Consider the following 23,647-nt stretch of genomic DNA (forward strand, 5'->3'; position numbering starts at 1 on the left):
GTAGGACGACCCGTCTCCGGGTAAAGCATGGCGTGACCAACTACGACAGCGCCGAGGAGCACCGCCGCCCGGACGGGCTGGACGACGCGACGGTCGACGCGCTGGGCAAGCTGTCGGAGGCGCTCGAGGTCGCCGAGGACGCCCGCGGCCACCTGTACGCGTTCCACCGGCTGACGGGCACCGCCGACCTGACGCTCGGCGAGGCCGTGGACCAGCTGCGCGACGCCGGCCACGCGGAGCTGGCCGACCGGATCGACACCGAGCTGGTCGGTCGCAACGTCATCCCTGGGCACTGGACGTTCCAGATCGTCGAGGAGTACGACGACACCTACTACTCGGTCTTCAAGGAGCTCGACCGGGTCGCTCGCGACGACCTGGCCGAGGGGCGTCGGCACCTCTACGAGGCGGAGATGAAGGAACGGCGCCGTACGCACGGGCGGCCTGGCCACGAGGCCACGCCCGACGACGTCTGAGCCGTCGCGACCAGCGGAACGACCGGCGCTCGACGCACCCGACGTCGCGGGCTGAGACTGTCCCTCGTGAAGAGCCAGGTGGCGCGCGAGGAGCAGACGCTCGACATCGCGGCCGCCGTGCTGGTTGCCGCGGCGCTGTGGCTCCTACCCGTCGGTGCCGTGCTGCTCGGAGTCGCTCTCGCGCACCTCGACCCCCGGCTCCACGCGGTGGTGGGGCTGGCGGTCTACGGCTATCTGCCCACGGTGGTCGTCTGGCTCGTGGTGGCCCGCCGACGACGGCGGGTCTCCCGGGCGGACTGACGCGCACGGCCCGACGGCGGACCCGTTGCGGCGACGGATGCGGGCGAGGATCCTGGCTGCATGTCCGGCCGCCGGGCGAGGACCAGCACAGCCATCGCCGCATTGGCCCTGACTGTCTCGACATTCGCGGCGTGCACCGACCACGGCGGCGCCGGCGGTGCGGCCGAGACACCCACAGGGTCGCCCTCCGGATCGCGTTCCCCGAGCTCCTCGAGCTCGCCGGAGCCGATCAGTGACGTGATGACGCAGGTCCGTGGGGTCCTGGACCAGCGAGCTCACGAGGTCACCGGCGGGGTGATCGCCGTCGTCCAGGGCGACGACCACGAGACCCTCGCGTACGGCAGCGCGCGCCTGCACCCGCGACGGCCGATGACCGACGACACCAGGTTTCCGATCGCCAGTGTCACGAAGATGATGGTCGCCACGGTCGTCCTCCAACTGGTCCAGGAGGGCAAGGTACGTCTCGACGACACCGTCGACGAGCTGCTGCCGGGCATGCTTCCTTTCGGCGCGAAGGTCACCGTCGAGGACCTCCTGGACCATCGAAGCGGCATCCTCGACGTGTTCAACGAGGATCCGAAGGCGTACCCCCTCGACGCCGACCCGACCGACGCCAAGCTGCGCCAGGTGCTGGACCATCCACCGGTCGATGAGCCGGGGACCGTGAGCAGGTACACCAACGCCGGCTACTGGCTCCTGGGCAAGATCATCGAGCGCGCGACCGGCCATCCGCTCGCTGCGGAGCTGCGACAGCGGATCTTCGTGCCGGCCGGGATGACGTCGACGGCGCTGGCGACCGACCTCGACGAGGAGAGGAACCTCGCGCACGGCTACGACGAGAACGGCAAGGACATCACTGCGGGCGACTTCTCGGGCCCGTGGGCGGCAGGGGGTGTCGTCTCGACGGTCGGCGACGTCGCCACGTTCTTCGACCAGCTCTTCAGCGGGCGCCTGGTGCCCGCCGACGTGGTCGGGGACATGACGACCTCACGCGGCCTGTTCGACGGCAGCCCCAACCTCGGCTACGGACTCGGCGTGACCCTCCTCGACGCGGCCTGCGGTCACGTCCTCGGCCACTTCGGCGACCTGCCCGGGTTCCACACGATCGCGTTCCGCAACCCGGCCAAGGACCGGACCGTGGTCGAGTTCGTGAACACCGAGAGCGACTCAGCCCCTGTGACCGGGCAGAACATCGCGTTCAGGGGCATCTGCTACTGACCGGCAACGAGCCGGCTGCCTCGCGGGAATCCGGATGCGAGCGGCGGCATGCCGACACTCCTGTCGATCAGGGCGCCGTCTGACCGCGGTTCAGGCAGGCTAGCTGCAGCTGACCTGGGTCTGGGTCTCGGCCACGCCGTCCGTGGTGGTCGACACGCTCTGCACGACACCCCGGCCGCGGGCGATCCACTCGGTGCCGAAGATCGAGGCGAACATCGGCCGCATCTCCTTCTTGAGCTCGCGCGCGAAGGCAGGCTTGGCGTTGGCGAACTTCAGCGACCGCATCGTCCCTCGGACGCCGAGGGCGTCGACCGTGGTCGCAGCCGGGTCGGCCAGGGTGATGCTTCGCGATCCGAGTCCTGCCATGCGGTAGGTGCTGGAGATCGTCAGGGTCCGCCCGCTCTTGAGCGCCGCCTTCGCCAGCCGCGGCGGCAGCGTCATGGTCATGGTGACCTGTCCGGCGCCGGGGCGGTGCTGGAGGAGCTTGGCGGGCGAGGGGTAGTTGACCAGCATGGCGAGGCGGACGCGGATGCCCGAGTCGCGCTCGGTCATCGCGGCGGTCTCACGCATCTTCCCGCCGGGGAGCAGCTGGAAGGTGCTGCGACCCGCTCCCGAGGTACGAACCACGACCTTCCTGGCCGACTTGGCCACGACGGTCGTCTTCTCGCTCGGGGCCGTCGTCCCGTCGGCGAGGGTGACCGTCGACGTGCAGGTGGTCCCGGCGGACGGGTAGTACGCCGACCACGGATTCGGCGTCGCCGCGTGGGCGGCGCTCACGGGCGCGACGAGGAGGAGGCTCGCGGGGAGCACGATCAGAAGACGGGAGATTCGAGTACGCACGATCGGCGACCCTAATCGTGCGACATGCCTCTTGTCTTAACTTTTCGCAAGCCTCCGAGCTCCGCCGACATGACGCTCGAAACCCGGACTCAGGCGTGATGGTGCCCCTGGCTGCGCCGGTAGCCGTCGATCGCCACCAGGGCGATGCCGACGGTGATCACAGCGATCCAGAGGCCTGCTGCGCCGACGCCGGCGACGAGCAGGACTGCACCGGTGAGCAAGAGGGCCACGGCGATCCAGGTCAACGGCTGCCTCATGACACGCACCTCCTGACGAGCCAGTGGAAGGCTCTCTCTCGAGGGTGTCGCTCGGGGTGGCCGGCGAGCCAGAGGCCTTCCTACTCGCGTGGAAGTCTTTGGACCCACGAGCGTCCAGCGGCGGCCGGTGCCGGTCTCGGATCGTCTGGTGCGTCGCCGCGGTCCTGCCAGTCATCTTCGGGTAGAACTGCCCCCATGCTCAGCCTCATCGTGGACCTGCTCCAAGGGATCTATGAGTCCCGTGACGCGTCCCGACTGAGGCACGCCGCCATCAACGGGTACGAGTCGGCGTGGCGCCTGCGTCAGCAGACCGATGACTCGCGTGAAGATCTGCTGCTCACCGCGATCGCGCGAGGAGGGTCAGGCGCCCAGCTGCAGCCGCCGTACGCCCCGGACGTCCAAGCCGCGGTGGATGCTTGGAATGCCGGGCTGTCGCCCCAGCAGGCGGGGGCGGCTATTCGGGCGGCGTCCCGCTGAGGGCGTGCCCGTACGCCGGGGACCAAGCACAAAGGATCAGTCGGTGCACTGGAGCCAGACGCCGGCGCGCCAGCCTCCTGCGTCGGTACGCCAGACGTCGACCTGAACCAGACGTCGGCCGTTCGGGTTGAGCATGTCCACGACGCGGACCACGTGCTGATCACCAGCGCCGACGTCGTCCCCGCGCGCCTGGATCCGCACAGATGCGACGTGCCCCCACTCCTCGGAGCGCAACATCGCGCGCTTCAGGCCGCCCCAGGTGCGAGCGCTTGCGACGCTGTCATAGTGACTGACGCAGTCCCCGCCGGTCGTGGTGCCCGCGCCGTCGCACGACGTGAGGATCCCGCAAGCGAGCAAGGCCAGAGCCGTCGGCACGGACGTTGTCATGCACGTGGGACGCAGGCCGGCTGCAGTCGGTTCCGAAGACGGCACGATTTCGGCGTTCGCCGTCGTCGCGGCAGGTGAGTGCGTGCCTCAACCCGCGTCGACCTGGGGTGCCGCCGGGTCCAGCGGACCCCAGCTGCTCCGACCGTCGCCGGTGATCGGAAGCTTCGGCCCGCCCATGATCGATGGGGTCATCACGCCTTCGCGGACGCCTTTGACGCGGGCCAGGACTTCGCGCATCTGGCCCCTCGTGCCCTTGAGGCCGTAGCCGCCCCGGTCGGCCACGAGACCCTGCGCCTGGATGCCGGCCGACTTGGCCAGGTAGAGCGCCCGCGACATGTGGAAGCCCTGTGTCACGACGACGGCGCTCTCGACGTCGAAGATCTCCCGGGCTCGACCCATCGTCGACCACGTGTCGAAGCCCGCGTAGTCCGTGAAGATCGCGGTGGCCGGGACGCCGTGGGCCAGCAGCGCATCGCGCATCGTGTCGGTCTCGTCGTAGCCGAGGCGCCCGTGGTCGCCGGAGACCAGGATCTTGTCGACCTTGCCGGCCTGGTACAGCGCGATCGCGCCGTCGACGCGATCCTTGAGCATGCGGCTCATCTGGCCATCGGTCCGGACCAACGCGCCCGGCACGATCGCGACCTGCGCGTGGCGTACGTCGCTGACGTCGTGCGCGGCGCGTCCAGCGCGCAGCAGCACGTAGCCGTTGAGCGCCGCCAGGAGCAGCACACCCGTGACGGCTACGCCGAACAGCGTCGTCAGGACCTTGCGTCGACGCGACATGTCCGCAGAGGTTACCCAGGAGCGCAGCCCCAGGACCGCGGATCGGCTCATGCGCTTGACCGGACCGCACCATCCCGGCCACTCGCGAACATCCGGATGAGCGGGGGCAAGATGGGGGACCGCCAGGTATCGCACCATGTCCAGTCCGAGAAGAGGAGGCAGTCGATGCGCGCCATCGTTCACGAGTCGTTCGGGGAACCCTCCGACGTCCTCACCGTCCGCGACGTCCCCACCCCCGAGCCGGGGCCACGCGAGGTCCGCGTTCGGACGCTGGCCTCCCCGATCCACAACCACGACCTGTGGACGGTCCGGGGCAGCTACGGATACAAGCCCGACCTGCCCGCCAGGGCCGGGACGGAAGCGGTCGGTCTCGTCGACGCACTGGGCGAGGACGTCACGGGCCTCCAGATCGGCCAGCGAGTGGTGACCGGCGGCACGTTCGGAGCCTGGGCCGACTACTTCGTGGCGAAGGCGGGCGCACTCCTGCCGGTGCCGGACGGACTGCCCGACGAGACGGCCGCGCAGCTCGTCGCCATGCCGTTCAGTGCCATCAGCCTGCTCGACTCACTGGACCTGCAGCCCGGGGACTGGCTCGCCCAGAATGCCGCGAACGGCGCCGTCGGGCGCCTGGTGGCCCAGCTGGGGCGGGCCCGAGGCATCGAGGTGCTCGGTCTGGTGCGCCGGACCGACGGCGTCGACGGGCTCCGGGCCCTGGGTGTCGACAAGGTCGTGGCGACCGACAGCGACGACTGGCGTGACCGCGCGAGGAAGATCACCGATGGCGCGCCCGTGCGGGTCGGTGTGGACTCCGTCGGCGGCAGTGCCACCGGCGACATCCTGTCCCTCCTGGCGGAGCACGGCACGCTCGTGGTCTTCGGGGCGATGGCGTCGCCCACGATGCAGATCCCGTCCGGAGACGTGATCTTCAAGGACGTGACGGTCAAGGGCTTCTGGGGTAGCAGGGTCAGCGCCGCCATGGCGGCCGACAAGAGGGCAGCGCTGATGGCGGAGCTGTACGAGCGCATCGCCAGCGGTTCACTCACCCTCCCCGTCGATGCCACCTACTCGTTCGACCAGATCGCCGACGCGGCCCGTGCCAGCTTGGCACCCGGCCGGACCGGGAAGATCCTGCTGCACCCTTAGGCGTCCTGGAGCCCACACCTGGATCGCGGCACTGAGCACGGTCGGCGCGCGCCGGATCAGCGCGCTCGTCGCGGCAGGTGCTTGCGCGCGAGGTCAGAGCGGGTCGGCGCCGAGGGTCCATACCCCGACGGCCGGCCACGTCAGGTCATCCGACTGCTCGGCCGGCCACAGGTTGTCGCCACGGGTCGAGAACGCGACGAGGGTGCCGTCCGCGCTGATGGCGGGCTCGCCAGTCGCGCCGTTCGGAGCGCGGCCATCGACGGGGCTGCCGAGCCGCAGCAGCGAATCGTCGTCGCGGTTCCAGACGGCCAGGGAGTAGCGGTCACGCCCCAGGGACGCGATGACAACGAAGCGACCGTCCGCACTGACCGCAGCGCCGTCGTAGCCGATGATCGGCCGGGACCAGGTGCTCGCCCCTCCGGGGATCCGCTGAACGGTCTGGGACACCCGGTCCCACTCGAACCAGCTGAACGGACCGTCGGTGCCGTCGAGGTTCGACGCGTCCGAGGCGAAGACAACGTAGCGGCCGTCGGGCGTCATCACGGGGTTGTACGCCGATCCGTCCGGGCCGACGGGACCGGCCGCGCGCTCGACGGTGCCCGTCTCGGTGCTCCAGACGTAGACGTCCTGCATGTCGTGCCGGTCCTCGCCCGCGAGCGAGTTCCCGGTCGACGTGAAGGCGACCATCGTGCCATCGGCGCTGATCGAGGGACGCCACTCCCAGCCCGCGTAGTAGCCGGGGGGCCCGAACGGCGCCGCGGGGGGCCCGATCTTGATCGCGCCGGTCGACCGTGTCCAGACCGCGACGGACCAGCCCTGCGTCTCGTCGCTGCGCGAGGACCAGCTTGTCAGGAACGCCACGTGACTCCCGTCGGCGCTCACCGCGGGGTGCAGCGACGACTCGTAGTAGTGGGCGTCGTCGAGCGAAGCGATCTGTGTCGTCTCGCCCGTGTCGCGGTCCCAGACGTACACGAGGTGGTTCTTGGTGTTCCAGGGGTCGGTCGCCGCGCCTGTCGGCGCGAGGCCGCGGACCGTCGACTCGTACGCCACGTATCGACCGTCGGCGCTGATCGACGGATCGCCCGTTTCGTGGCCGACGAGGCAGTTCTGGTCGGCGCCTCGCGTGACGGTGGTCGTCGTCCCAGCGCTCCGGTCCCACAGGAAGATGCCGAAGGAGCCGCACATCGTGTTCTCGTCGAGCCGGACGTTCAACGACGCCGTGAAGGCGACGTACCGGCCGTCTGCCGACATCGCCGGCGACGACGTCGTCGTCCGGCCGAATCCTTCGTCCGCCTGCACGTTCGGAACCCAGGTGAGCGAGGCTCGGGGATACGTGGGCGGGGCGGGTGGCGTCGGTGTGGTCGGTGGAGTCGTCGGCGGAGTCGGAGGAGTCGACGTACTCGGCGGCAACGGTGCGGTGACGGCACGCGTCGGCGTCACCAGCGCCCGGAGAACCCGTCCGCTCACGCGGTGCGCGGGCGCCAGCGCCCGGAATCGCCAGGACCCGGCCGCCACCTGGGCCACCACTCGGAACGCACCCGAGGGCCGTGTCCGACCGCGCGCGACCGTCCGCCAGCCCGCGGCTGTGGACACCTCCAGTCGGACGGGTCGCGCGACATGCGTGGTGAACCGGCCGGTGAACGCGACACGGGTGTTCGGCGCCACCGCGCTCGGCGCTCGCAGGTCGCCGTTGCGACGTGGCGTGGCAGCGCTCGCCGCCGGCACAGCGACGCCCAGGATCACGGCGAGCGTGAGGAGGACGCCACCGGCAGCCCGGGCGAACATGCGCGACATGAGCGGGACGATAGTGGCTGGGTCGCGGCTCCTGCCGAGGAACGCTCAGCGTCGTCGCAGACCGACCTGGGCCGCGCCACCGCACCACTGCGCTGGCGTTCGGCATGGGCAGTGGTGGAGGCATCTGCGCCGAGTACGCGCGCCGTCAGCGGTGGATGCGGTGATCCCGAGCGCGCGGGCGTCAACGGATGTCGGGATCCAGCACCGCTCAGCCGACTCGGACGATCTCGTTGGTGAACCAGCTTCCGTGCCGTCCGCCGCGGGGCCGGCTGCTGACCACGATGCCGACCTCGAGATCCAGGGCCAGGTCGACGCCGTCGGGTAGCTCGCCGGGCTGAGCGACCCAGGCGTCGCCGTACTCGAGGCGCTGCGAGACCTCGGAGAGGACGAGGGGACAGCAGGAGCAGATCGGGTCGTAGCCGGGCCCGGCGCGGGCGACGAAGACCACCACCGGCCGGCCGAAGAGCTCGTCGCTGCGCACGTCGCTGATGGCGACGCCTTCGCCCAGCTCGTACGGGTCGAGCATGGCCGACCACCGGTAGTTGGTCGCGTACGGCTCCAGGGGGCGGACGGTCCACGACGACGGCGGTGCGCCGCGCTCGTGGATGCGTCGGCCGTCGGTGAGTCGGACTCCGTCGAGCTCGCCATGCCGCAGAGTGGCCCGGACGTCGAGGTCGTCGGAGCGGTGTACGAGCTCGAGCTCGGTCCATCGCTCGGGCGTGGACCGCGCCAGCTGGCGGACGTCCTCGGGGCTCACCCGAGCAAGGCTACGGACACTGAGTCAACCGGCGGGCGTCCGCGATCGTCGGCGGGACCTGACCGCGCGACTGCCGTGGATCCGAGTCACCGGATGACTCGGATCTACGGCGTAGTGCTCGGAGGGGTCATCGCCCAGCGGATGGTGCCGGTCGCGAGGTTCCCGAGAGCCCGTACGACGGTCCGCTCGGTCACCGGCAGCCACGGGAGTCCGAGCGGCCGGCGGGTGAAGCGCGGCATCAGGCCGACCGCTGCGGCGACCAGCACGCCGTACGGGAGGCGCGCGGCCCACGGCAGCGGTGGCCGCCGCAGCAGGTAGTCGATCGCCTCGCGCGCCTCGGGGGTCGCGCGCAGCTCGGGGAGGTACGTCGCCAGCAGCTGCCGCAGCTCCGCCTCGGTCGTCGGAGGGTCGACGACGCCGACCCGTCTGGCCACCTCGGCCGTCTGGGCGACGTACTCGTCGCGCTCCGCGGCGTCGAGCGGCCGGGCGCCGTACGTCTGGTGCGCCACGAGGAAGCTGTCGACCTCCGCGGCGTGCACCCACGCGAGCAGGTGCGGGTCGGTCGCGGTGTACGGCGTGCCGTCGGGCATGGTGCCGTTGACGTGCTCGTGGATGCGCCGGACCCGCGCGACCGCCGCCTCGGCGTCCTCGGCGTGACCGAACGTCGTCACGGCGAGGAACGTGCTCGTGCGCGCGAGCCGGCCCCACATGTCCCCGCGATAGCCGCTGTGCTCGGACACACCTCGCATCGCCGCCGGGTGCAGCGACTGCAGCAGCAGGGCGCGCAGGCCGCCGATGAACATCGAGGCGTCGCCGTGAACGCGCATGATCGGGCTGCCCGGCTCGAACCACCGCGGCCCCGGGCGCTCGTGGATGCGCTCCCTCGCACGGTCGCCGTCGGGCCCGGCCACGCGTTCGAAGAGTGCGGCCCCGAGGCTGGTGCGCACGTTGTCGAGGAGCGCCATGCTGTGAGCCTACGTCGGGGTCTTTACCGCAGCCGTCCGCGTCCCTAGCCTGGCTCGGACGTTCCTAGGAGGCGCTCGCATGGGGAGGATCGTGCGACGTCGCGAGCGCCGGGAGCTCGAGCTGCAGATGCGCGAGCTGGACCGGCTCGACCAGCAGCCTGGTCCGGGCCCTGACCCGCGACAGCAGGCGCGGCATCTGCGCCGCAGGGCTCCGAGGTGGGTCGGCGGCCTCGGCTGGGTGTCCTGCGTCGTGGCCGTCACGGTGGTGATGAGCATCCTGCCGGGGCCGATGCGCGACCCGCTCCGGCACGCCCTCCACCTCCCGGACCTGCGCATCGCGGCAGCCGTCGACACGTCCGCCCGGGGCGCGTACGCCTTCGAGCGCACCCAGCCGGGCACGAGCACGCCGGTCAGCTACAGCCCGTGCAAGCCGATCCACTACGTCGTCAACCCCGATGGCGGCCCCGACGACTCGCTGGTGTTCATCAAGGCGGCCGTCGCGGAGGCGTCGCGCCGCTCCGGCTTCGACTTCGCGTACGACGGCACCACCACCGATCGCGCCTTCGACAGGTCCAGCGGGCCGGTGCTGATCGGCTTCGCCCGACCCGGCGAGCTCGGCGAGTTGCCCGAGAACGGCGACGCCGTGGGGATCGGCGGCAGCACGTTCGTCGTCGAGGGCAACGGGTTCGACCACGCAGTGACCGGGATGGTCGCGCTCAAGACCAGCTGGTTCCGCCGGGCGGACGCGACGGGCCACCGCGCGGAGGAGCGGGCCGTGGTGATGCACGAGCTGGGGCACGTCCTCGGTCTCGCCCACGTGGACGACCCGGGGGAGCTGATGTATCCCTCGGTCACGCGCACGTCGTACGGCTCCGGCGACATCGAGGGACTGGCGAAGCTCGGCGCCGTCCGCTGCGGCTGAGCCCACCTCCACGCTCCGGGGGTAAAACCCCGTCCCCCATATGGGGTATCCGCGATCACGTTCATCCGCGGCCCGATGACGGGCCGGGATGCACTCCTGCCAGCGCTCGGGAGCTCGTCCATCACACGCTCCGGCAAAGGAACTCACCATGCTTCAGAACACGCTCAACCGCGCCCGAAACCTCCGCGAGGAGGAGGGTGGCTTCACCCTCATCGAGCTCGTCATCGTCATCCTGGTGCTCGGCATTCTCGCGGGCATCGTCGTCTTCTCGGTCCGCGGCGTGCAGGACCACGGCGAGGTGGCGGCCTGCAAGACCGAGGTCCGCACCGTCGACACCGCCGTCGAGGCGTTCTACGCCAACAACACCTCATACCCGGCGAACCTCGGCGCGCTCACGACCGACCCGAACAAGTTCCTCCGCTCCCTGCCGACGTACGTCGCCAGCGTCAACGGAACGACCGGCGCGCTGACCATGGTGGCCGGCGCCCCCTGCACGGCTTCCTGATCCGCACCAGGAGGGCCGCGGCCCGAGCGCGGCCGCGGCCCTCCTGGTGGCCATCACTCCATCGACGCCGAGGGATTCGCACCATGCACACCAACGTCCACCGCATCGGCAGCCGGGTCGACCAGCTGCTCGCCGACCTGTGGCAGGCAGGCGGCACTGACCTTCTCCTGTCCGTCGGCCTCCCGCCGATGCTCCGTGTCGACGGCGCGCTTGTCCCGGCACCCGGCACCGCGGTGCTCGGCGCCGACGACACCGAGGCGCTCCTGGCCGAGGTGCTGACCCCGGTGCAGGCGGCGGCATGGCAGGACAGCCGGGAGTTCGACTTCTCCTTCTCGTGGCGCGACGACGCCCGCATCCGCGGCAACGCGTTCACCCAGCGCGGGCTGACCGCGGTCGCCCTGCGGATGATCCCGCGCTCGATCCCGTCGCCCGACGCGCTCGGGCTGCCTCCGGTGCTGCGCGACCTCGCCCTGCGGCACCAGGGCCTCATCCTCATGACCGGTCCGACCGGGTCGGGCAAGTCGACGACGCTGGCCTCGCTGATCGACCTGATCAACCGCACCCGTGGCTGCCACATCATCACCATCGAGGACCCGATCGAGTACGTCCACGAGCACAAGGTGGCGGCGGTCAACCAGCGCGAGGTCGGCACCGACACCGCCAACTTCCCCGACGCCCTGCGCAGCGTGCTGCGGGAGGACCCCGACGTCTTGCTGGTCGGTGAGATGCGCGACCTGGAGTCGATCCAGTTCGCCCTGACGGTCGCCGAAACCGGCCACCTCGTCTTCGCGACGCTGCACACCAACGACACAGCGCAGTCGATCGGCCGCATGATCGACGTCTTCCCGGCCGAGCAGCAGGCGCAGATCCGCGTGCAGCTCGCGGCCGCGCTCAGCGCGGTCGTCTACCAACGCCTGATCCCCAAGGTCGGCGGCGGGATGACGGCGGCCTACGAGGTGCTGGTGGCGACCCCCGCCGTGCGCAACCTCGTCAAGGAGGGCAAGACCCACCAGCTGCGCAACAGCCTCGTCACGGGAGCGCGCGACGGCATGGTCACGCTCGAGCAGTCGCTGTCCCACCTCGTCCAGCAGGGCGTGGTCAGCGAGGCGGACGCGGTCGCGCGCAGCCTCTACCCGCGCGACATCGAGCTGCGGCCGCGGTTCGCGGCCGCGTTGAGGGCGTGAGGGCCATGAGGATGCGCGGTCGCCGGCGCGACGAGGACGCCTCGCCGTTCTCGAGCGCCGAGGCCGACGACGAACGGCTCGCCGGCGTGCTCGTCGCCACCCGCCTGCTCGAGCCCTACCAGGTCGACGCGGCCCGGGGCAGCGCCGAGGGGGAGACCCTGGCGGAGAAGCTGATCCGCTCCGGCACGATCGGCGACGAGGAGCTGGCGCAGGCGCTCGCCGAGCAGTACGGCGTCGACCAGGTCGACTTCCGACGCGCGGACCCGGAGGCGGCCGCCGTGGCGCTCCTCGGCCGGGACCAGGCCCAGGCGCTTCGGGCCGTCCCTGTCAGCGTCACCGACGAGTCGGTCGTCGTGGCGGTCGTCGACCCCTCGCCCGAGCACGTCCGCGACATCGCGGCCGCGCTGGGCCGGCCGGTGGTCGCGGCGGTCGCCACGCACCGGGCGCTGGAGCGGGCCCTCGACACCGCCTACAAGGTGACCGGCGAGGTCGGCAGCCAGATCCAGGCGTTCGAGGCGCGTGACAGCCTCCGCCGCGAGGCCGCGAACCTCGACAGCGCGCAGGTCAACGAGGACGCGCCGGTCGTCCAGGTCGTCCAGATGATCATCACCCAGGGGCTGCGGGACCGGGCCTCCGACATCCACGTCGAGCCGTCGGGCGAGCGCGTGCGGGTCCGCTACCGCATCGACGGCGCGCTGAGCGACGTCCTCGACCTGCCGGGCTCGATCGGGCCCGCGATCGTGAGCCGGGTCAAGATCCTCGCGGGCATGAACATCGTCGAGCGGCGCCGCCCCCAGGACGGCCAGATCTCGATGGCCGTGGAGGGCCGCGAGGTCGACATCCGCGTGTCGAGCACCGCGGTGGTCGGCGGCGAGAAGGTCGTGATGCGGCTGCTCGACAAGTCCCGGTCGCTGTTCAGGCTCGAGCAGCTCGGCATGCCGGCCGACACGGCCGAGCGCTACAGCCGGCTGATCCGGTCGCCGTACGGCATGGTCATCTGCGCCGGCCCGACCGGTGGTGGCAAGACCACGACCCTGTACGCCTCGCTCGGCGAGCTCAACACCCCCGACCGCAACATCATGACGATCGAGGACCCCGTCGAGTACACCTTCGACTCGATCAACCAGATCCAGATCAACGAGCAGGCCGGCGTCACGTTCGCCGGGGGACTGCGGTCGATCCTGCGCCAGGACCCCGACATCATCCTCGTCGGCGAGATCCGTGACGTCGACACGGCACGCATCGCCGTACAGTCCGCGCTGACCGGCCACCTGGTGCTCTCCTCGCTGCACGCGACCGAGGCCGTCTCGGCCCTCTACCGACTGGTCGACATGGGCATCGAGCCGTTCCTCATCGCGTCCTCGATCACCGCGGTGGTCGCCCAGCGCCTGGTCCGGCGCAGCTGCACCAGCTGCCTCGAGACCTACACGCCGTCGCCGGAGGAGCTGGCCTTCCTCCGCAACTTCGGTGGCTCGGACCCGGTCGGTGGCTTCCGGCACGGCGCCGGCTGCCAGTTCTGCGCCCACACCGGCTTCCTGGAGCGGATCGGCGTCTACGAGCTCCTGGCCGTCACCGACGAGGTGCGGGAGCTGATCGTCGACCGGGCGCCGCACGACCAGATGCGCAAGCTCGCCAGCAGCCAGGGCATGCGCACGCTGCAGGAGCAGGCCGTCCGCCTGGTCCGCGACGGCACGACGACGGCTGCCGAGGTCATGCGCTCGATCTACGTGGCAGGAGTCTGAACATGCCCAAGTTCGCCTACGTCGGTGTCACCCTCGACGGCCGTGAGGTCCGAGGGACGCACAAGGCCCCGAGCCGGAGCGATGCGGAGGTCTCCCTCTACGAGCGGCACGTGCGCCAGCTCCGGGTGACCGAGAAGAAGAGCATCCTGCAGTACGAGATCTCCGGCCCGCGCATCAAGCGCGAGGCGGTCATGCACCTCTCCCGGCAGATCGCCGCGTTCCTCCGTGCGGGCCTGCCGATCCTCGAGGCGGTCCACACGATCGGCGCCGAGAGCGAGAACTCGTCGGTGCGCCGGATGATGAACCAGATCGAGGACGGGCTGCGGTCCGGCGAGCGCTTCTCGGACTGCCTGGACGCCTTCCCGAAGGTCTTCCCGGAGTTCTACCGCGGCATCGTGCGCTCCGCCGAGGTGACGGGCGAGCTGGACACCGTCCTGGCACGGCTCTCCCGCTACATCGAGCGCGACCTGCAGGCCCGGCGCAAGATCAAGTCCGCGCTGATGTATCCGGCCATCGTCGCGCTCATGGCCGTCGTGACCGTGGTCATCCTCGCCATCTTCGTGCTGCCCAAGTTCGAGGTCTTCTTCGCCGACCTCGGCGCCAAGCTGCCGCTCACGACCCGGATGCTGCTCGGGATGACGAGCTTCCTGGGGCACTGGTGGTGGGCGGTCGTGCTGGGGATCGTCGGCGCTTGGCTCCTGTACTTCGTCATCACCCGGACCTACCGCGGCAAGTACGCCCGCGACGCGCTGCTGCTCAAGGTGCCGGTGCTGGGGGAGACCATCGAGTACGCCCTCGTCGAGCGCTTCTGCCGCGTGCTGGCCTCGATGGTGGGCGCCGGCGTGAACCTGACCGAGGCGCTCGCGGTGACGACGGAGTCGCTGCGCAACCGGGTCTACATCAAGCGGCTCGGCGAGGTGACCGAGCAGATGCTGGAGGGGCAGGGCATCGCCGGCCCGCTGGCCAGGACCGGCCTGTTCCCCGGCACGGCGACGCAGATGCTGAGGGTCGGCGAGGACACCGGGTCGCTGGACACCCAGCTCGAGGTCACGGCGGAGTACTACGAGACCGAGCTCGACTACAAGATCGCCAAGCTGACGGCGCTCTTCGAGCCGATCGTCATCGTCGCGATGGGCTGCGTCGTCGGCTTCGTCGCCGTCGCCCTGGTGCAGGCGATGTACGGCGCCTTCAACCAGCTGGACATGTGACATGCGCGGTCCGGACCTGCGCAGCGACCGCGGCGAGACGCTCGTCGAGATGCTGGTCGCGATCGCGATCATCGGGCTGGCGGGGGTGGCCATCCTCGCCGGCCTCCGGGTGAGCGTCGCGACCTCCGACATCCACCGCAAGCAGACGACGGGCAGCGCCTACGCGCGCAGCTACGCCGAGGCCATCACCGAGTACGTCGCCTCGGCGGCGAGCCACTACGTCCCGTGCGCCGGCGCGAACGCCTACAGCGCGGGCACGGTCGGCTTCGCCGGCCAGCTGCCCGCGGGCTACACCGCCAGCCACACCGCTGCGAAGCGGGTGCCGCCGAACGGGGGAGCGGCTGGGGTGTGCTCGGCCAACGACTCGGGCGTCCAGCGCATCGACATCACCATCGCGACCCCCGACGGCCGAGCGGCTGAGGACCTGACGGTGCTGCTGCGCAAGCCGTGCGACACGTCGATGGCGGTGTGCGCATGAACGCCCCGCGTCTCCGACGCCCCGGACGCCTCCGCGCGGACGACGGCTTCACGCTCGTGGAGATGATCATGACCGTCTCGATCATGGGCATCGTCAGCGTGGCGCTGACCGGGATCGTGCTCAGCTACCTGCGCAACACGGTCGACACCGAGGCGAGGCTGACGGAGTCGCACGACGTCCAGTTCGCCGCGGCGTACTGGCAGCGCGACGTCGCGAGCATCGGCGTGCGCTCCGCCACCTATGACACCAGCCCCGGGGTGCACTCGTTCCCGCTGCTGCAGTCCGTCGGCCTCGCGCCCTGCGCCCTGCCCGCGGGCGCGAGCGCGGTCGTGACGCTGGGGTGGAGCGAGTACAGCTCGCTCAGCTCGACCGACCCGCCGACCCTCGTCAAGGTCACCTACGCCGCCCGGCCGTCCGGCGCGGTCTACCAGCTGCTCCGCGTGCGCTGCCTCAGCCAGCCGTCGACCGAGCAGCTGGCGGACAACCTGACCGCCGTGCCGACCGTGAGCTGTCTGGACGCGAGCGGGACCGCGATCTCCTGCACCGGCGCGGGCGCAGGAGTCCCGGCCGTCGTACGGCTCGCCCTGACGGTGCACGACAGCAGCGGCCACAACGTCACGCCCTACCAGGCCACCCTCTCGGGCGAACGGAGGCAGACATGACCGCCCGAGGGATCCGCCGGGACGACGGGGCCATCCTCGTCCTCGCGATGATCGTGGTGACGACGGTGACGCTCGTCGTCGGCGCGGTGCTCACCCACGGCAACGGCTCGCTGCGGGCCACGGTGGCGTTGCGCCAGGTCGCCGGCACGACGTACGCCGCGGATGGTGCCGCCCAAGTCGCCATCAACGACCTGCGCACCGGCTTCAACACCGGCGACGCGGAGCCTGCGAACTGGGTCTTCACCAATGCCACCGGCACGGGCTGCTTCGGCTACAACGCCGACGGGAGCACGGTCGACGGGATCGCGCTGCCGGCCTTCTACCCGCCGGCGAAGGCGAGCGGCCAGGGTCCGACGTCGGCGTACGTCTCCTGCGCAGCGGAGGACGACACCGGCGAGCAGGGCACAGCAGTCCCGATCAACAGCGCCAACAAGCCAGGTAACGCGATCCTGACGCTCGGCACCGGTGGCGAGACCGGGTTCACCTTCAAGACCAACGGCAGCAGCGGCGCGTTCCGCGTCCGGGGCGGGATCTGGTCCGACTCCGACATCGTCCGCGACAACAACGGTGTGCTCCAGTCGAGCGAGAGCATCCGGGCCCACACCGGGTGCACGCCGGTCGCGGCCATGAGCGCACCGGTCGTGGACTGCAGTGCCGCGACGGTCCCGGACCCGAACTACCGGAGCGACCTCGACATCGCGGCGACCGGCATCCCCGCCCTCCAGACGCCGCCGGCCAGCTGCAGCAGCGGCTCGGTGACGTTGCAGCCCGGCTACTACGACGACGTCACGAAGCTCAACGCGCTGACGCCCAACGGCGGCAGCAACTGCTTCATCAAGCTCGCCCCCGGCACGTTCTACTTCGACTTCCACAACAACTCGGCCGACGCACTCCAGGACGACGACATCGCGGGCAACGTCGGCGACGTGTGGAACGTCAACTCGGGCACGATCGTCGGCGGCACGCTGACCTCGGACACCACGATCCCGGGACGCTGCGTGAACCCGATCGACGACGTCTCCGCGACGGGCGTCCAGCTCCTCTTCGGCGGAGACAGCCGCATCGTCGTGGACAAGGGGGCGGCCATGGAGGTGTGCGCGAGCTATCACGCGGACCGCCCGCCGATCGCGATCTACGGGCAGAAGACCGGTACGGCGACGCAGACCGTCCTGAGCGGGGGCTCGGCCCTCACCACGAGCGGGACACCCACCGTCACCGCCAGCACGTTCACCGGCGCGACCTCGGCCAACCTCCAGTCGGCCGACGGCAACCAGGCCACCAACGCCAACCTGGCGGCCTGGGTGCGGGACGGCACCGGCGCCAACAGCGCCCTGCCCGGCTCGATCACGATGACCGGTTTCGCGCCCACGACCGCACTGCCGAAGGGGACCGTCGTCACCGGGGCGCGGCTCAAGATCACGCACCGCTCGACCGGCGCCGCGAACGTCGTCACGCTCACTCCGAACGTCGGCGCCGGCCTCAGCGCCTACACGCTCCCCGCCAGGACGACGCTGGGCACCGAGGACATCGACCTGACGGCCCGGACCGGCTGGGGCGCCTTCCAGAGGTCCGTCCACGACAACGGGTTCACCGGCGCGATGCTCAAGTTCGACGCGAGCCTCAGGCGCAACGAGACGTCCCAGCTCGACGCGGCACGCCTCGAGCTGACCTACTACGTGCCGGCGCTGCGCGGTGAGACCACGGCGGCGGTCCCGGGCAACACGGTGGCGACCGTGGGCGGGTCGCCGGTGGTGAAGGCGCTCGGCAACAACACGCTCGTCTACATCCAGGGCACGACGTACGCGCCGCTGGCCTCACTCGACCTCTCGCTCAACAACATCGCGGAGTCCGTCTTCCGGTTCGGTGTCATCGCACGCTCGCTCAGCATCTTCGAGACCGCGTCGTTCAGCTATCCAGGTGCCGTCATCGAGCTGCCCGACAACTCGCCGGGCTGGGGGTTCAACGGCACCCTCGTGCAGCTCAAGGTCTATCTGTGCCCGAACTCCGCGACCTGCTCGGCCGCGACCGGGATGCTGTCGCTGACCTCACGCGTGCAGGTGTGGGACCCGACCGGCACCCCGGTGCCGAACCAACGCCAGATCGGCGTCCTGAGCTGGAGCCACCGCCGATGATCCCGGCGGAGCTGGTGGCCGGCATCGCCGGTGTCCTCGGCCTGGTGATCGGGTCGTTCCTCAACGTGGTCGCCCACCGGGTGCCGCGCGGGGAGTCGGTGGTCAGCCCGCCCTCCGCCTGCCCCCGTTGCGGTACGCCGATCCGCAACCGCCACAACGTCCCGGTGCTCGGCTGGCTGGTCCTGCGCGGCCGCTGCTACGACTGCGGCCTGCCGATCAGCGTGCGCTACCCGCTGGTCGAGGCGGCCACCGGGCTGGTCTTCGCGCTGGCGGGGCTGCGGTTCGCCGACCGGCCGGTGCTGCTGGCGGCGTACCTCTCCTTCGCGGCGATCGCGATGGCGCTCGCACTCATCGACCTCGACGTCCGCCGACTGCCGAACGCGATCGTGCTGCCGGCGTACCCGGCCCTGGCGGTGCTGCTCGCCCTCGGCGCGGACCGGCACGACCTGGTGCGGGCCGGGATCGGTGCGCTGGTGCTGTTCGGGTTCTTCTTCGCCGTGGCGATCGTGGCGCCCGGCGGGCTCGGCTTCGGTGACGTGAAGCTCGCCGGCGTGGTCGGCGGGATGACTGCGTTCCTGTCCTGGGGCGCGTTCCTGACGGGTGCGTTCGGCGGCTTCCTGCTCGGCGCGCTGGCCGGGGTGCTGCTGATGGCCGGGCGCCGAGCGGGTCGCAGGACTGCGGTGCCGTTCGGGCCGTTCATGCTGCTGGGTGCGTGGGCGTCGATCCTGGGGGCCAGCGGCCTCGGGGACGTCTACCTGCAGCGGATCGGCCTCTGACCGTCGACGATGGCCGGGGGAGAGGCGTGGCGGGTCACTCCGCGTCGACGACCGTGAACGTCGGCAGTCCGGCGAGCGGCTGATAGGTGACGCTGTCGGCGAGCGGGTGGCCGGGGTCGGTGTAGATCGCCCCGTGTGCGCGGTCGCCCATGATGACCAGGAGGTGGTAGACGCCCGGCGGCGTTCCCTGGCGCGCGACGACGTCGCCCTCCCACCAACCGTCGCTCGTCGTGCCACTGGTCAGCCGGAGCACGGCGCGGTCGAACAGCTGCCCTCCGACCTGTGCGGAGTCCAGCTCGGCTTCGACGGCCGTGACGCCCTCGCCGGGTCCCGTCGCGTCGAGGGCATGCACACGGATGTGAACGATGTCGTCGCCGGCGAGCGTGTCGAACGTCGTCTTCGACGCCGTGACGTCGGACACCCACGCGGGAGTGGCGTCCGCGATCTGGCCGGTGACCTCCACCCGGCCGGCCCCGTCGGCGAAGGGATGGGCCTCCGAGCAGCACCAGTGCCCGTTGACCCAGGCCGCGTACCCCTCGGGGCCGAACCATCGGCTGTGATTGCCGATCCGGTCCTCGGCGTAGGCCACGACGTTGTACGTCGCGCCGACCGAGTCGCGCGGAATGGTCAGGACCGCCTTCCAGGTGCCGTCCGCGCTCGTCCCGGACGACCTGGGGATGCCTTCCTGGCAGGCGACCTCCTGGTAGAGCGGGAACGGGAGGTACGACTTCGGAGTCCCCGGCCCGGAGATGCACAGGTCCACCCGCGCGACGCCGGCCTTCGCGTCCACGCCGCGGACCGCGACGCTGACCGTCTGCGAGGCCGTACGCACGTCGACGGCCGTCGGGGTCAACCTGGTGAGCGTGAGCTGCGGGCCCTCCGTGTCCGGATCGCTGCTGGTGACCTGCAGCCGCGCCGTGCTGTCGTCCCAGTTGCGCCCGAGGCGATCAGTGACGTGAATGTCGGCGTGCAACGTCCCTGCGGGCGTCCAGCGCGGCACGGTCACCGTGCCGGCCCACCATCCGTCGGCAGCTGTGCCACCCACCAGTGCGATGTGGCCGAGGGCGAGCGACGTCGTGTTGTTGCCGGCCGACAGGTAGCCCTGCACGTCCGCGACGGCCGAGTCGTCCGTCGCATGGACCCGCACCTCGACCTCGGCGTCACTCGAGGTGACGTCGACAGAACCGGGGGCGACGACGACGGCGAGGACCTGGGGAGGCTCCTTGTCGTAGTGGCACCGGACGACCGTGTCCGAGGAGTCGACGACGCACTTGTTCTCGCCGCTGCCGCCGTCGAGGTCGTCGTTCCCGGCGCCACCGGTGAGAGAGTCGTCGCCTGCGTCACCGGAGAGGTCGTCGTTCTCGGTGCCTCCGTTGATGACGTCGTCCTGGCCGCCGCCCGCGATGGTGTCCGGTCCCGCGTCGCCGGCGATCACGTCGGCGCCGTCGGCGCCCGAGATGGCGTCGGCACCGCTCCCGCCGCTGAGGCGGTCGGAGTCCGCGCCACCGTCCAGATGGTCGTTTCCGCTGCCTCCGCTGACGGCGTCAGCCCCGGGCCCGGTGAGGATCCGGTCGTCGTTCGAGCCGCCGTCGACGGTGTCGCTACCGGTGCCACCGATGACCAGGTCGTTGCCGGCTCCGGCCAGGATGCGGTCGCTGCCCGTGCCACCGTCGATGACGTCACTGCCTCCGCCGCCACGGATGACGTCGTTGCCGCCGCGTCCGCAGATCACGTCGTGATGCTTCGTCCCGACCAACACCTCGGAGCGGGCCGTGCCGACGATCGTGCACCGGACGCCCGTCGAGGTGAGCGGAGCGCGCGCCTGCGCCGGTGTCGCTGTCGCGACGTAGGCGACGGTGAACCCGGCGATGAGGACGAGTCGTCCCCAGGCGTACGGCATGTTCGGCTCCACTGGTCACGGGCCTGCCTCCGAGCGGCAGACGGCGTCGGATCCTCTCATGCGCGCCACGGCGTGACAGGGGTTTCGCGCGAACACGGCTGTGGCCACCTCCCGTCGCTGCGCCCGCCCGGGAGGCCGTACGGCGATGCATGTAACGCCAGCGTGTCCCTGCAGCGGATCGGCCTCCGACCGGACGGGCTGCCTACGGGTGGGTCGTGATGACGATGGGCACCTGGACGGTCGTCTGGTTGGACGCGTAGAGGATGACGACATCGCCGAACGTGACGGAGCCGTCGCGTGCGAAGAAGACGAGCTCGTTGCCGTCGGGCCGCAGGGTGGGCCCTCCCGCCGTGTGGGCCGGGACGATCTCGTGCCACGTGCGCTCGGCCTCGTCGCCGTTCACGAAGTTGTACTGGGTCACCGTGGCGTCGTTGATCCGGACGGAGAACGCCGGCGTTCCGGTGTGGCGGGTCCGGTAGTAGATCACCGCCGGGAGTGCGACCGCTCCCGGGAGCGAGAAGAAGAAGTGTCGGTCGCTGCTCTCGGCGCTCGGGAGCGTGAAGCCCGCTGCGGTCTGTTCGAGCGCGAGGTATCGCGCGACCTCGGTCTGCTCGATCGTGAGCGGCCTGTGGACCTGGATGTTGGACATGGGAAACCCTTTCGATGGTGTCCGAACGATGGTCCGCGCGAGCTGCGTCTGTCCGAGTCGGCCCGGGTGCGCCTACGCGCGATCCGTTGCACCTCAGATGAGGCGACCGGGTCTGCGCTGATACCGACATGAGGACGGTGACCGCTCGATGAGCCGATCCGGTATCTGGAGGGGACCTTCGACCTTCCTCCCAAGAGGGCCCCGCCCGAGGCCCGGGGGCGAAGGGGGCAGCGATGAGGATCGTGGTCGTGCTCGGAGCCTGCGCGACGGTGCTCGCGCTGGCGGCGTGTGGAGCGAAGGACAGCGCGGGCTCGCCCGGCGCGGAGTCCAGCGTGGTCGGCGGGGTCCCGGGGTCCGGGTCGCCGAGCGCCGGCGCGAGCGATGGCGGCGCCCCGGACGGTGCCTCGTCCGACGGCGGATCGTCGGGCGACGGCTCGTCCGACCAGGCGAGGAGCGGCAGCGGGAACGACGCCGGCGCGCCGGACGCGCCGGTCTCCGGCGGCGTACAGGGCTCGGCGTCGCTGCCGTCCCTGCCGATCGGGGGCAACGTGTCGTTCGAGGCAGCACGCAAGCCGGTGTGCGCGTCCCTCGCGTGGAACGGCGGCGACCTGCCCGACGGGGTCGCGGTCCGGATCACGTGGCTGGCACTGCCCGACGGGGTCGCTCGGGCGAGCGCGTCGTGCGAGGGACGGCCGTGCCTCCACGCCGCCAGCTTCACCGCGGACGAGCGGTCCTGCACGGTCGGGCTCCGCTGGAACGGAGCCTCGGCGAGCGGCACCGAGGAGACGATCAGTGCCACCGGGAAGGTGACGTGCGAGAAGCAGAGCGACTGCGATCACGTGAAGGAGGCGGCCGCCTCCGGAGGCGGCACCGCGTCGGTCGAGCTGCCGGCGGCGTCGGACTCGGACTCGGGCTCGGACTCGGGCTCTGAGTCGGGCTCTGACTCGGGTTCGGACTCCGTGTCGTCGGACGCGGCCGAGCCGTCCGTGACGGCGGACGCGCCCGAGGCGTCCGACACGGCGTCCGCGGAGCCGACCGATGTGGGAAGTCCGTGACATGGCCCAGGAGCGGGAGTCGACGAGCTGGGACCGGTGGTACGCCGTGGCGACCAGCTTCGTCGCACCGGCGACGTTCGTCGGCGCCCTGCTGTTCTACTTCGGCTACGTCTCGTCCCGGGCGGAGTTCTCCTACTTCGGCGTCGACGTCGACACCCTCGGACTCGGCACCCGTGACTATGTGATGCGAAGCCCGCAGGCACTGCTGGTCCCGGCGATCCTGCTGCTCCTGGTGGGCGGTCTGACGGCCGCCCTGCTGGCGGGTCTGCGCTCCGGCCGGGTCGGGTCGCGGGCCGTGCGATGGCTGCGACGCGCCGGATGGGCCCTCTGCGCGGCGGGGCTGCTGCTGGTCTTCGGGTACGCCGGGCTCGGCGACTGGACCTGGTACGCCCTCGTCACCCCGCTGGTGATCGCGGCAGGCGCCGCGCTGCTCGCGATCACGGGACGCCACCGTGGCGACCCGCTCTCGGTGGTGGTCCTCCTGGTGCTCGTCGGGGCGGTCTCGACGTTCTGGGCGACGGCGACGCTCGCACAGCTGACCGGCCGCGGCATCGCGGAGAGCACCGCGCGTCACCTGGAGGACCTGCCGGCAGTCGTGCTCGACACGCGGGAGAGCCTCTACCTGCGCGACGAGGTGACGCAGCAGCAGCTCCTGCTGCCGGCCGGCGCCACCGCGGCGCCGACGGGACAGACGTTCGTCTACCGCTACTACGGCCTCCGGCTGCTGGCCCAGTCGGGCGACCTGATGTTCCTCGTGCCCGAGCGCTGGGACCCGAGCGACTCGACGCTGGTCTTCGACATCTCCGACGTGCGGGTGAAGTTCCGGTTCGTGAACCAGCGTCCGTGAGCGCGGGGGACGCCGACGGCGTGATCGCCCGAGCATCGCGTCTCGTGGAGATCCGAGAGGCGACGTACGCCGACCTCTCCTCGAGGGCGGCTGGGACTTCTACGGCCCGCGGGGCTTCAGCCCAAGATCGGTCGGCTCTCATCGCTGCGGCGCTGGAGACGGCCCGTGACCGCGGGCCTTCCAGATCGCGCTG

At 71.0% G+C, this 23,647-nt stretch carries 25 protein-coding genes; 16 read left to right on the plus strand and 9 right to left on the minus strand.

The features are described from left to right. Nucleotides 1-32: 32 nt before the first annotated feature. The 3 genes from ABD205_RS21140 (at nucleotide 33) to ABD205_RS21150 (ending at nucleotide 1,991) form a co-directional block, all read left to right on the plus strand. Entirely contained in the window at nucleotides 33-473 is a 441-nt protein-coding gene (locus ABD205_RS21140) for a hypothetical protein (RefSeq protein WP_344048349.1), read from the plus strand. A gap of 66 nt (nucleotides 474-539) precedes the next feature. Then, nucleotides 540-773, plus strand: coding sequence for a hypothetical protein (locus ABD205_RS21145; RefSeq protein ID WP_344048350.1), 234 nt, complete (start codon nucleotides 540-542; stop codon nucleotides 771-773). Between the two features lie 240 nt (nucleotides 774-1,013). Beyond that, complete coding sequence (locus tag ABD205_RS21150) at nucleotides 1,014-1,991, plus strand: serine hydrolase domain-containing protein (RefSeq protein WP_344048352.1); 978 nt, start codon at nucleotides 1,014-1,016, stop codon at nucleotides 1,989-1,991. 99 nt (nucleotides 1,992-2,090) lie between these two features. Here ABD205_RS21150 and ABD205_RS21155 read toward each other — a convergent pair whose 3' ends face one another. Together ABD205_RS21155 and ABD205_RS21160 are read right to left on the minus strand one after the other, a co-directional pair. Continuing rightward, nucleotides 2,091-2,831: a hypothetical protein gene (locus ABD205_RS21155; protein ID WP_344048354.1), complete on the minus strand. Its 741-nt coding sequence runs from the start codon at nucleotides 2,829-2,831 to the stop codon at nucleotides 2,091-2,093. 89 nt (nucleotides 2,832-2,920) lie between these two features. After that, on the minus strand, nucleotides 2,921-3,088 hold the full coding sequence (locus ABD205_RS21160; protein ID WP_344048356.1) for a hypothetical protein: 168 nt from the start codon (nucleotides 3,086-3,088) through the stop codon (nucleotides 2,921-2,923). 195 nt (nucleotides 3,089-3,283) lie between these two features. On the opposite strand from ABD205_RS21160, the gene ABD205_RS21165 reads away from it, so the two are divergent. Next, a complete protein-coding gene (locus ABD205_RS21165; protein ID WP_344048358.1) occupies nucleotides 3,284-3,565 on the plus strand; it encodes a hypothetical protein in 282 nt (93 codons plus the stop codon). Nucleotides 3,566-3,601: 36 nt separating this feature from the next. On the opposite strand, the gene ABD205_RS21170 is transcribed toward ABD205_RS21165, so the two are convergent. Both ABD205_RS21170 and ABD205_RS21175 read right to left on the minus strand, forming a co-directional pair. Then, nucleotides 3,602-3,940, minus strand: coding sequence for a hypothetical protein (locus ABD205_RS21170; protein WP_344048360.1), 339 nt, complete (start codon nucleotides 3,938-3,940; stop codon nucleotides 3,602-3,604). A gap of 99 nt (nucleotides 3,941-4,039) precedes the next feature. After that, nucleotides 4,040-4,735 (minus strand): SanA/YdcF family protein, encoded by a 696-nt coding sequence (locus ABD205_RS21175; RefSeq protein WP_344048362.1) that lies wholly within the window; start codon nucleotides 4,733-4,735, stop codon nucleotides 4,040-4,042. Between the two features lie 165 nt (nucleotides 4,736-4,900). On the opposite strand from ABD205_RS21175, the gene ABD205_RS21180 reads away from it, so the two are divergent. Then, the gene (locus ABD205_RS21180; protein WP_344048364.1) at nucleotides 4,901-5,878 is read left to right on the plus strand and encodes a zinc-binding dehydrogenase; all 978 of its coding nucleotides are present in this window, start codon (nucleotides 4,901-4,903) and stop codon (nucleotides 5,876-5,878) included. A 93-nt stretch (nucleotides 5,879-5,971) separates the two neighbouring features. Here ABD205_RS21180 and ABD205_RS21185 read toward each other — a convergent pair whose 3' ends face one another. From ABD205_RS21185 to ABD205_RS21195, 3 genes are all read right to left on the minus strand, one after another. Next, a complete protein-coding gene (locus ABD205_RS21185; RefSeq protein WP_344048366.1) occupies nucleotides 5,972-7,672 on the minus strand; it encodes a TolB family protein in 1,701 nt (566 codons plus the stop codon). 208 nt (nucleotides 7,673-7,880) lie between these two features. Continuing rightward, nucleotides 7,881-8,429: a hypothetical protein gene (locus ABD205_RS21190; protein ID WP_344048368.1), complete on the minus strand. Its 549-nt coding sequence runs from the start codon at nucleotides 8,427-8,429 to the stop codon at nucleotides 7,881-7,883. Between the two features lie 104 nt (nucleotides 8,430-8,533). Further along, nucleotides 8,534-9,394 carry an oxygenase MpaB family protein gene (locus ABD205_RS21195; protein WP_344048369.1) on the minus strand — a complete coding sequence of 287 codons (861 nt, stop codon included), beginning with the start codon at nucleotides 9,392-9,394 and terminating at the stop codon, nucleotides 8,534-8,536. A gap of 79 nt (nucleotides 9,395-9,473) precedes the next feature. Here ABD205_RS21195 and ABD205_RS21200 point away from each other — a divergent pair, with 79 nt between their 5' ends. From ABD205_RS21200 to ABD205_RS21240, 9 genes are all read left to right on the plus strand, one after another. After that, nucleotides 9,474-10,316: a matrixin family metalloprotease gene (locus ABD205_RS21200; RefSeq protein ID WP_344048371.1), complete on the plus strand. Its 843-nt coding sequence runs from the start codon at nucleotides 9,474-9,476 to the stop codon at nucleotides 10,314-10,316. A 148-nt stretch (nucleotides 10,317-10,464) separates the two neighbouring features. After that, a complete protein-coding gene (locus ABD205_RS21205) occupies nucleotides 10,465-10,821 on the plus strand; it encodes a type II secretion system protein (RefSeq protein WP_344048373.1) in 357 nt (118 codons plus the stop codon). A gap of 83 nt (nucleotides 10,822-10,904) precedes the next feature. Beyond that, nucleotides 10,905-12,005, plus strand: a complete 1,101-nt coding sequence (locus ABD205_RS21210; RefSeq protein WP_344048375.1) for a type IV pilus twitching motility protein PilT — start codon at nucleotides 10,905-10,907, stop codon at nucleotides 12,003-12,005. Nucleotides 12,006-12,016: 11 nt separating this feature from the next. Further along, entirely contained in the window at nucleotides 12,017-13,747 is a 1,731-nt protein-coding gene (locus tag ABD205_RS21215; RefSeq protein ID WP_344048377.1) for a GspE/PulE family protein, read from the plus strand. A gap of 2 nt (nucleotides 13,748-13,749) precedes the next feature. After that, entirely contained in the window at nucleotides 13,750-14,955 is a 1,206-nt protein-coding gene (locus ABD205_RS21220; protein ID WP_344048379.1) for a type II secretion system F family protein, read from the plus strand. Nucleotide 14,956: 1 nt separating this feature from the next. Continuing rightward, nucleotides 14,957-15,433, plus strand: coding sequence for a type II secretion system protein (locus ABD205_RS21225; RefSeq protein ID WP_344048381.1), 477 nt, complete (start codon nucleotides 14,957-14,959; stop codon nucleotides 15,431-15,433). Beyond that, on the plus strand, nucleotides 15,430-16,095 hold the full coding sequence (locus ABD205_RS21230) for a PulJ/GspJ family protein (RefSeq protein ID WP_344048383.1): 666 nt from the start codon (nucleotides 15,430-15,432) through the stop codon (nucleotides 16,093-16,095). Before ABD205_RS21225 ends, ABD205_RS21230 begins: the two co-directional genes overlap by 4 nt. Next, the gene (locus tag ABD205_RS21235; RefSeq protein ID WP_344048385.1) at nucleotides 16,092-18,227 is read left to right on the plus strand and encodes a hypothetical protein; all 2,136 of its coding nucleotides are present in this window, start codon (nucleotides 16,092-16,094) and stop codon (nucleotides 18,225-18,227) included. The genes ABD205_RS21230 and ABD205_RS21235 overlap by 4 nt, the downstream gene beginning before the upstream one ends. Then, nucleotides 18,224-19,003 carry a prepilin peptidase gene (locus ABD205_RS21240; protein ID WP_344048387.1) on the plus strand — a complete coding sequence of 260 codons (780 nt, stop codon included), beginning with the start codon at nucleotides 18,224-18,226 and terminating at the stop codon, nucleotides 19,001-19,003. Before ABD205_RS21235 ends, ABD205_RS21240 begins: the two co-directional genes overlap by 4 nt. Nucleotides 19,004-19,037: 34 nt before the next feature. Here the strand turns inward: ABD205_RS21240 and ABD205_RS21245 are convergent, their stop codons facing one another. Then, entirely contained in the window at nucleotides 19,038-20,903 is a 1,866-nt protein-coding gene (locus ABD205_RS21245; protein ID WP_344048389.1) for a calcium-binding protein, read from the minus strand. A 202-nt stretch (nucleotides 20,904-21,105) separates the two neighbouring features. Then, nucleotides 21,106-21,552 (minus strand): hypothetical protein, encoded by a 447-nt coding sequence (locus ABD205_RS21250; RefSeq protein WP_344048391.1) that lies wholly within the window; start codon nucleotides 21,550-21,552, stop codon nucleotides 21,106-21,108. Between the two features lie 233 nt (nucleotides 21,553-21,785). Here ABD205_RS21250 and ABD205_RS21255 point away from each other — a divergent pair, with 233 nt between their 5' ends. Together ABD205_RS21255 and ABD205_RS21260 are read left to right on the plus strand one after the other, a co-directional pair. Next, on the plus strand, nucleotides 21,786-22,607 hold the full coding sequence (locus ABD205_RS21255; RefSeq protein WP_344048393.1) for a hypothetical protein: 822 nt from the start codon (nucleotides 21,786-21,788) through the stop codon (nucleotides 22,605-22,607). After that, a complete protein-coding gene (locus ABD205_RS21260; RefSeq protein ID WP_344048395.1) occupies nucleotides 22,591-23,454 on the plus strand; it encodes a hypothetical protein in 864 nt (287 codons plus the stop codon). The genes ABD205_RS21255 and ABD205_RS21260 overlap by 17 nt, the downstream gene beginning before the upstream one ends. Nucleotides 23,455-23,647: the final 193 nt, after the last annotated feature.

The organism is Nocardioides panacihumi (assembly GCF_039530925.1).
Lineage (GTDB): Bacteria > Actinomycetota > Actinomycetes > Propionibacteriales > Nocardioidaceae > Nocardioides > Nocardioides panacihumi.

What these genes read in the sequence shown, in the direction of transcription:
- ABD205_RS21150 (WP_344048352.1), top strand. Translation starts at nt 1,014, where the DNA reads ATGACGCAGGTCCGTGGGGTCCTGGACCAGCGAGCTCACGAGGTCACC.
- ABD205_RS21160 (WP_344048356.1), bottom strand. Translation starts at nt 3,088, where the DNA reads ATGAGGCAGCCGTTGACCTGGATCGCCGTGGCCCTCTTGCTCACCGGT.
- ABD205_RS21165 (WP_344048358.1), top strand. Translation starts at nt 3,284, where the DNA reads ATGCTCAGCCTCATCGTGGACCTGCTCCAAGGGATCTATGAGTCCCGT.
- ABD205_RS21175 (WP_344048362.1), bottom strand. Translation starts at nt 4,735, where the DNA reads ATGTCGCGTCGACGCAAGGTCCTGACGACGCTGTTCGGCGTAGCCGTC.
- ABD205_RS21180 (WP_344048364.1), top strand. Translation starts at nt 4,901, where the DNA reads ATGCGCGCCATCGTTCACGAGTCGTTCGGGGAACCCTCCGACGTCCTC.
- ABD205_RS21185 (WP_344048366.1), bottom strand. Translation starts at nt 7,672, where the DNA reads ATGTCGCGCATGTTCGCCCGGGCTGCCGGTGGCGTCCTCCTCACGCTC.
- ABD205_RS21195 (WP_344048369.1), bottom strand. Translation starts at nt 9,394, where the DNA reads ATGGCGCTCCTCGACAACGTGCGCACCAGCCTCGGGGCCGCACTCTTC.
- ABD205_RS21200 (WP_344048371.1), top strand. Translation starts at nt 9,474, where the DNA reads ATGGGGAGGATCGTGCGACGTCGCGAGCGCCGGGAGCTCGAGCTGCAG.
- ABD205_RS21205 (WP_344048373.1), top strand. Translation starts at nt 10,465, where the DNA reads ATGCTTCAGAACACGCTCAACCGCGCCCGAAACCTCCGCGAGGAGGAG.
- ABD205_RS21210 (WP_344048375.1), top strand. Translation starts at nt 10,905, where the DNA reads ATGCACACCAACGTCCACCGCATCGGCAGCCGGGTCGACCAGCTGCTC.
- ABD205_RS21215 (WP_344048377.1), top strand. Translation starts at nt 12,017, where the DNA reads ATGCGCGGTCGCCGGCGCGACGAGGACGCCTCGCCGTTCTCGAGCGCC.
- ABD205_RS21220 (WP_344048379.1), top strand. Translation starts at nt 13,750, where the DNA reads ATGCCCAAGTTCGCCTACGTCGGTGTCACCCTCGACGGCCGTGAGGTC.
- ABD205_RS21225 (WP_344048381.1), top strand. Translation starts at nt 14,957, where the DNA reads ATGCGCGGTCCGGACCTGCGCAGCGACCGCGGCGAGACGCTCGTCGAG.
- ABD205_RS21230 (WP_344048383.1), top strand. Translation starts at nt 15,430, where the DNA reads ATGAACGCCCCGCGTCTCCGACGCCCCGGACGCCTCCGCGCGGACGAC.
- ABD205_RS21235 (WP_344048385.1), top strand. Translation starts at nt 16,092, where the DNA reads ATGACCGCCCGAGGGATCCGCCGGGACGACGGGGCCATCCTCGTCCTC.
- ABD205_RS21240 (WP_344048387.1), top strand. Translation starts at nt 18,224, where the DNA reads ATGATCCCGGCGGAGCTGGTGGCCGGCATCGCCGGTGTCCTCGGCCTG.
- ABD205_RS21245 (WP_344048389.1), bottom strand. Translation starts at nt 20,903, where the DNA reads ATGCCGTACGCCTGGGGACGACTCGTCCTCATCGCCGGGTTCACCGTC.
- ABD205_RS21250 (WP_344048391.1), bottom strand. Translation starts at nt 21,552, where the DNA reads ATGTCCAACATCCAGGTCCACAGGCCGCTCACGATCGAGCAGACCGAG.
- ABD205_RS21255 (WP_344048393.1), top strand. Translation starts at nt 21,786, where the DNA reads ATGAGGATCGTGGTCGTGCTCGGAGCCTGCGCGACGGTGCTCGCGCTG.
- ABD205_RS21260 (WP_344048395.1), top strand. Translation starts at nt 22,591, where the DNA reads ATGTGGGAAGTCCGTGACATGGCCCAGGAGCGGGAGTCGACGAGCTGG.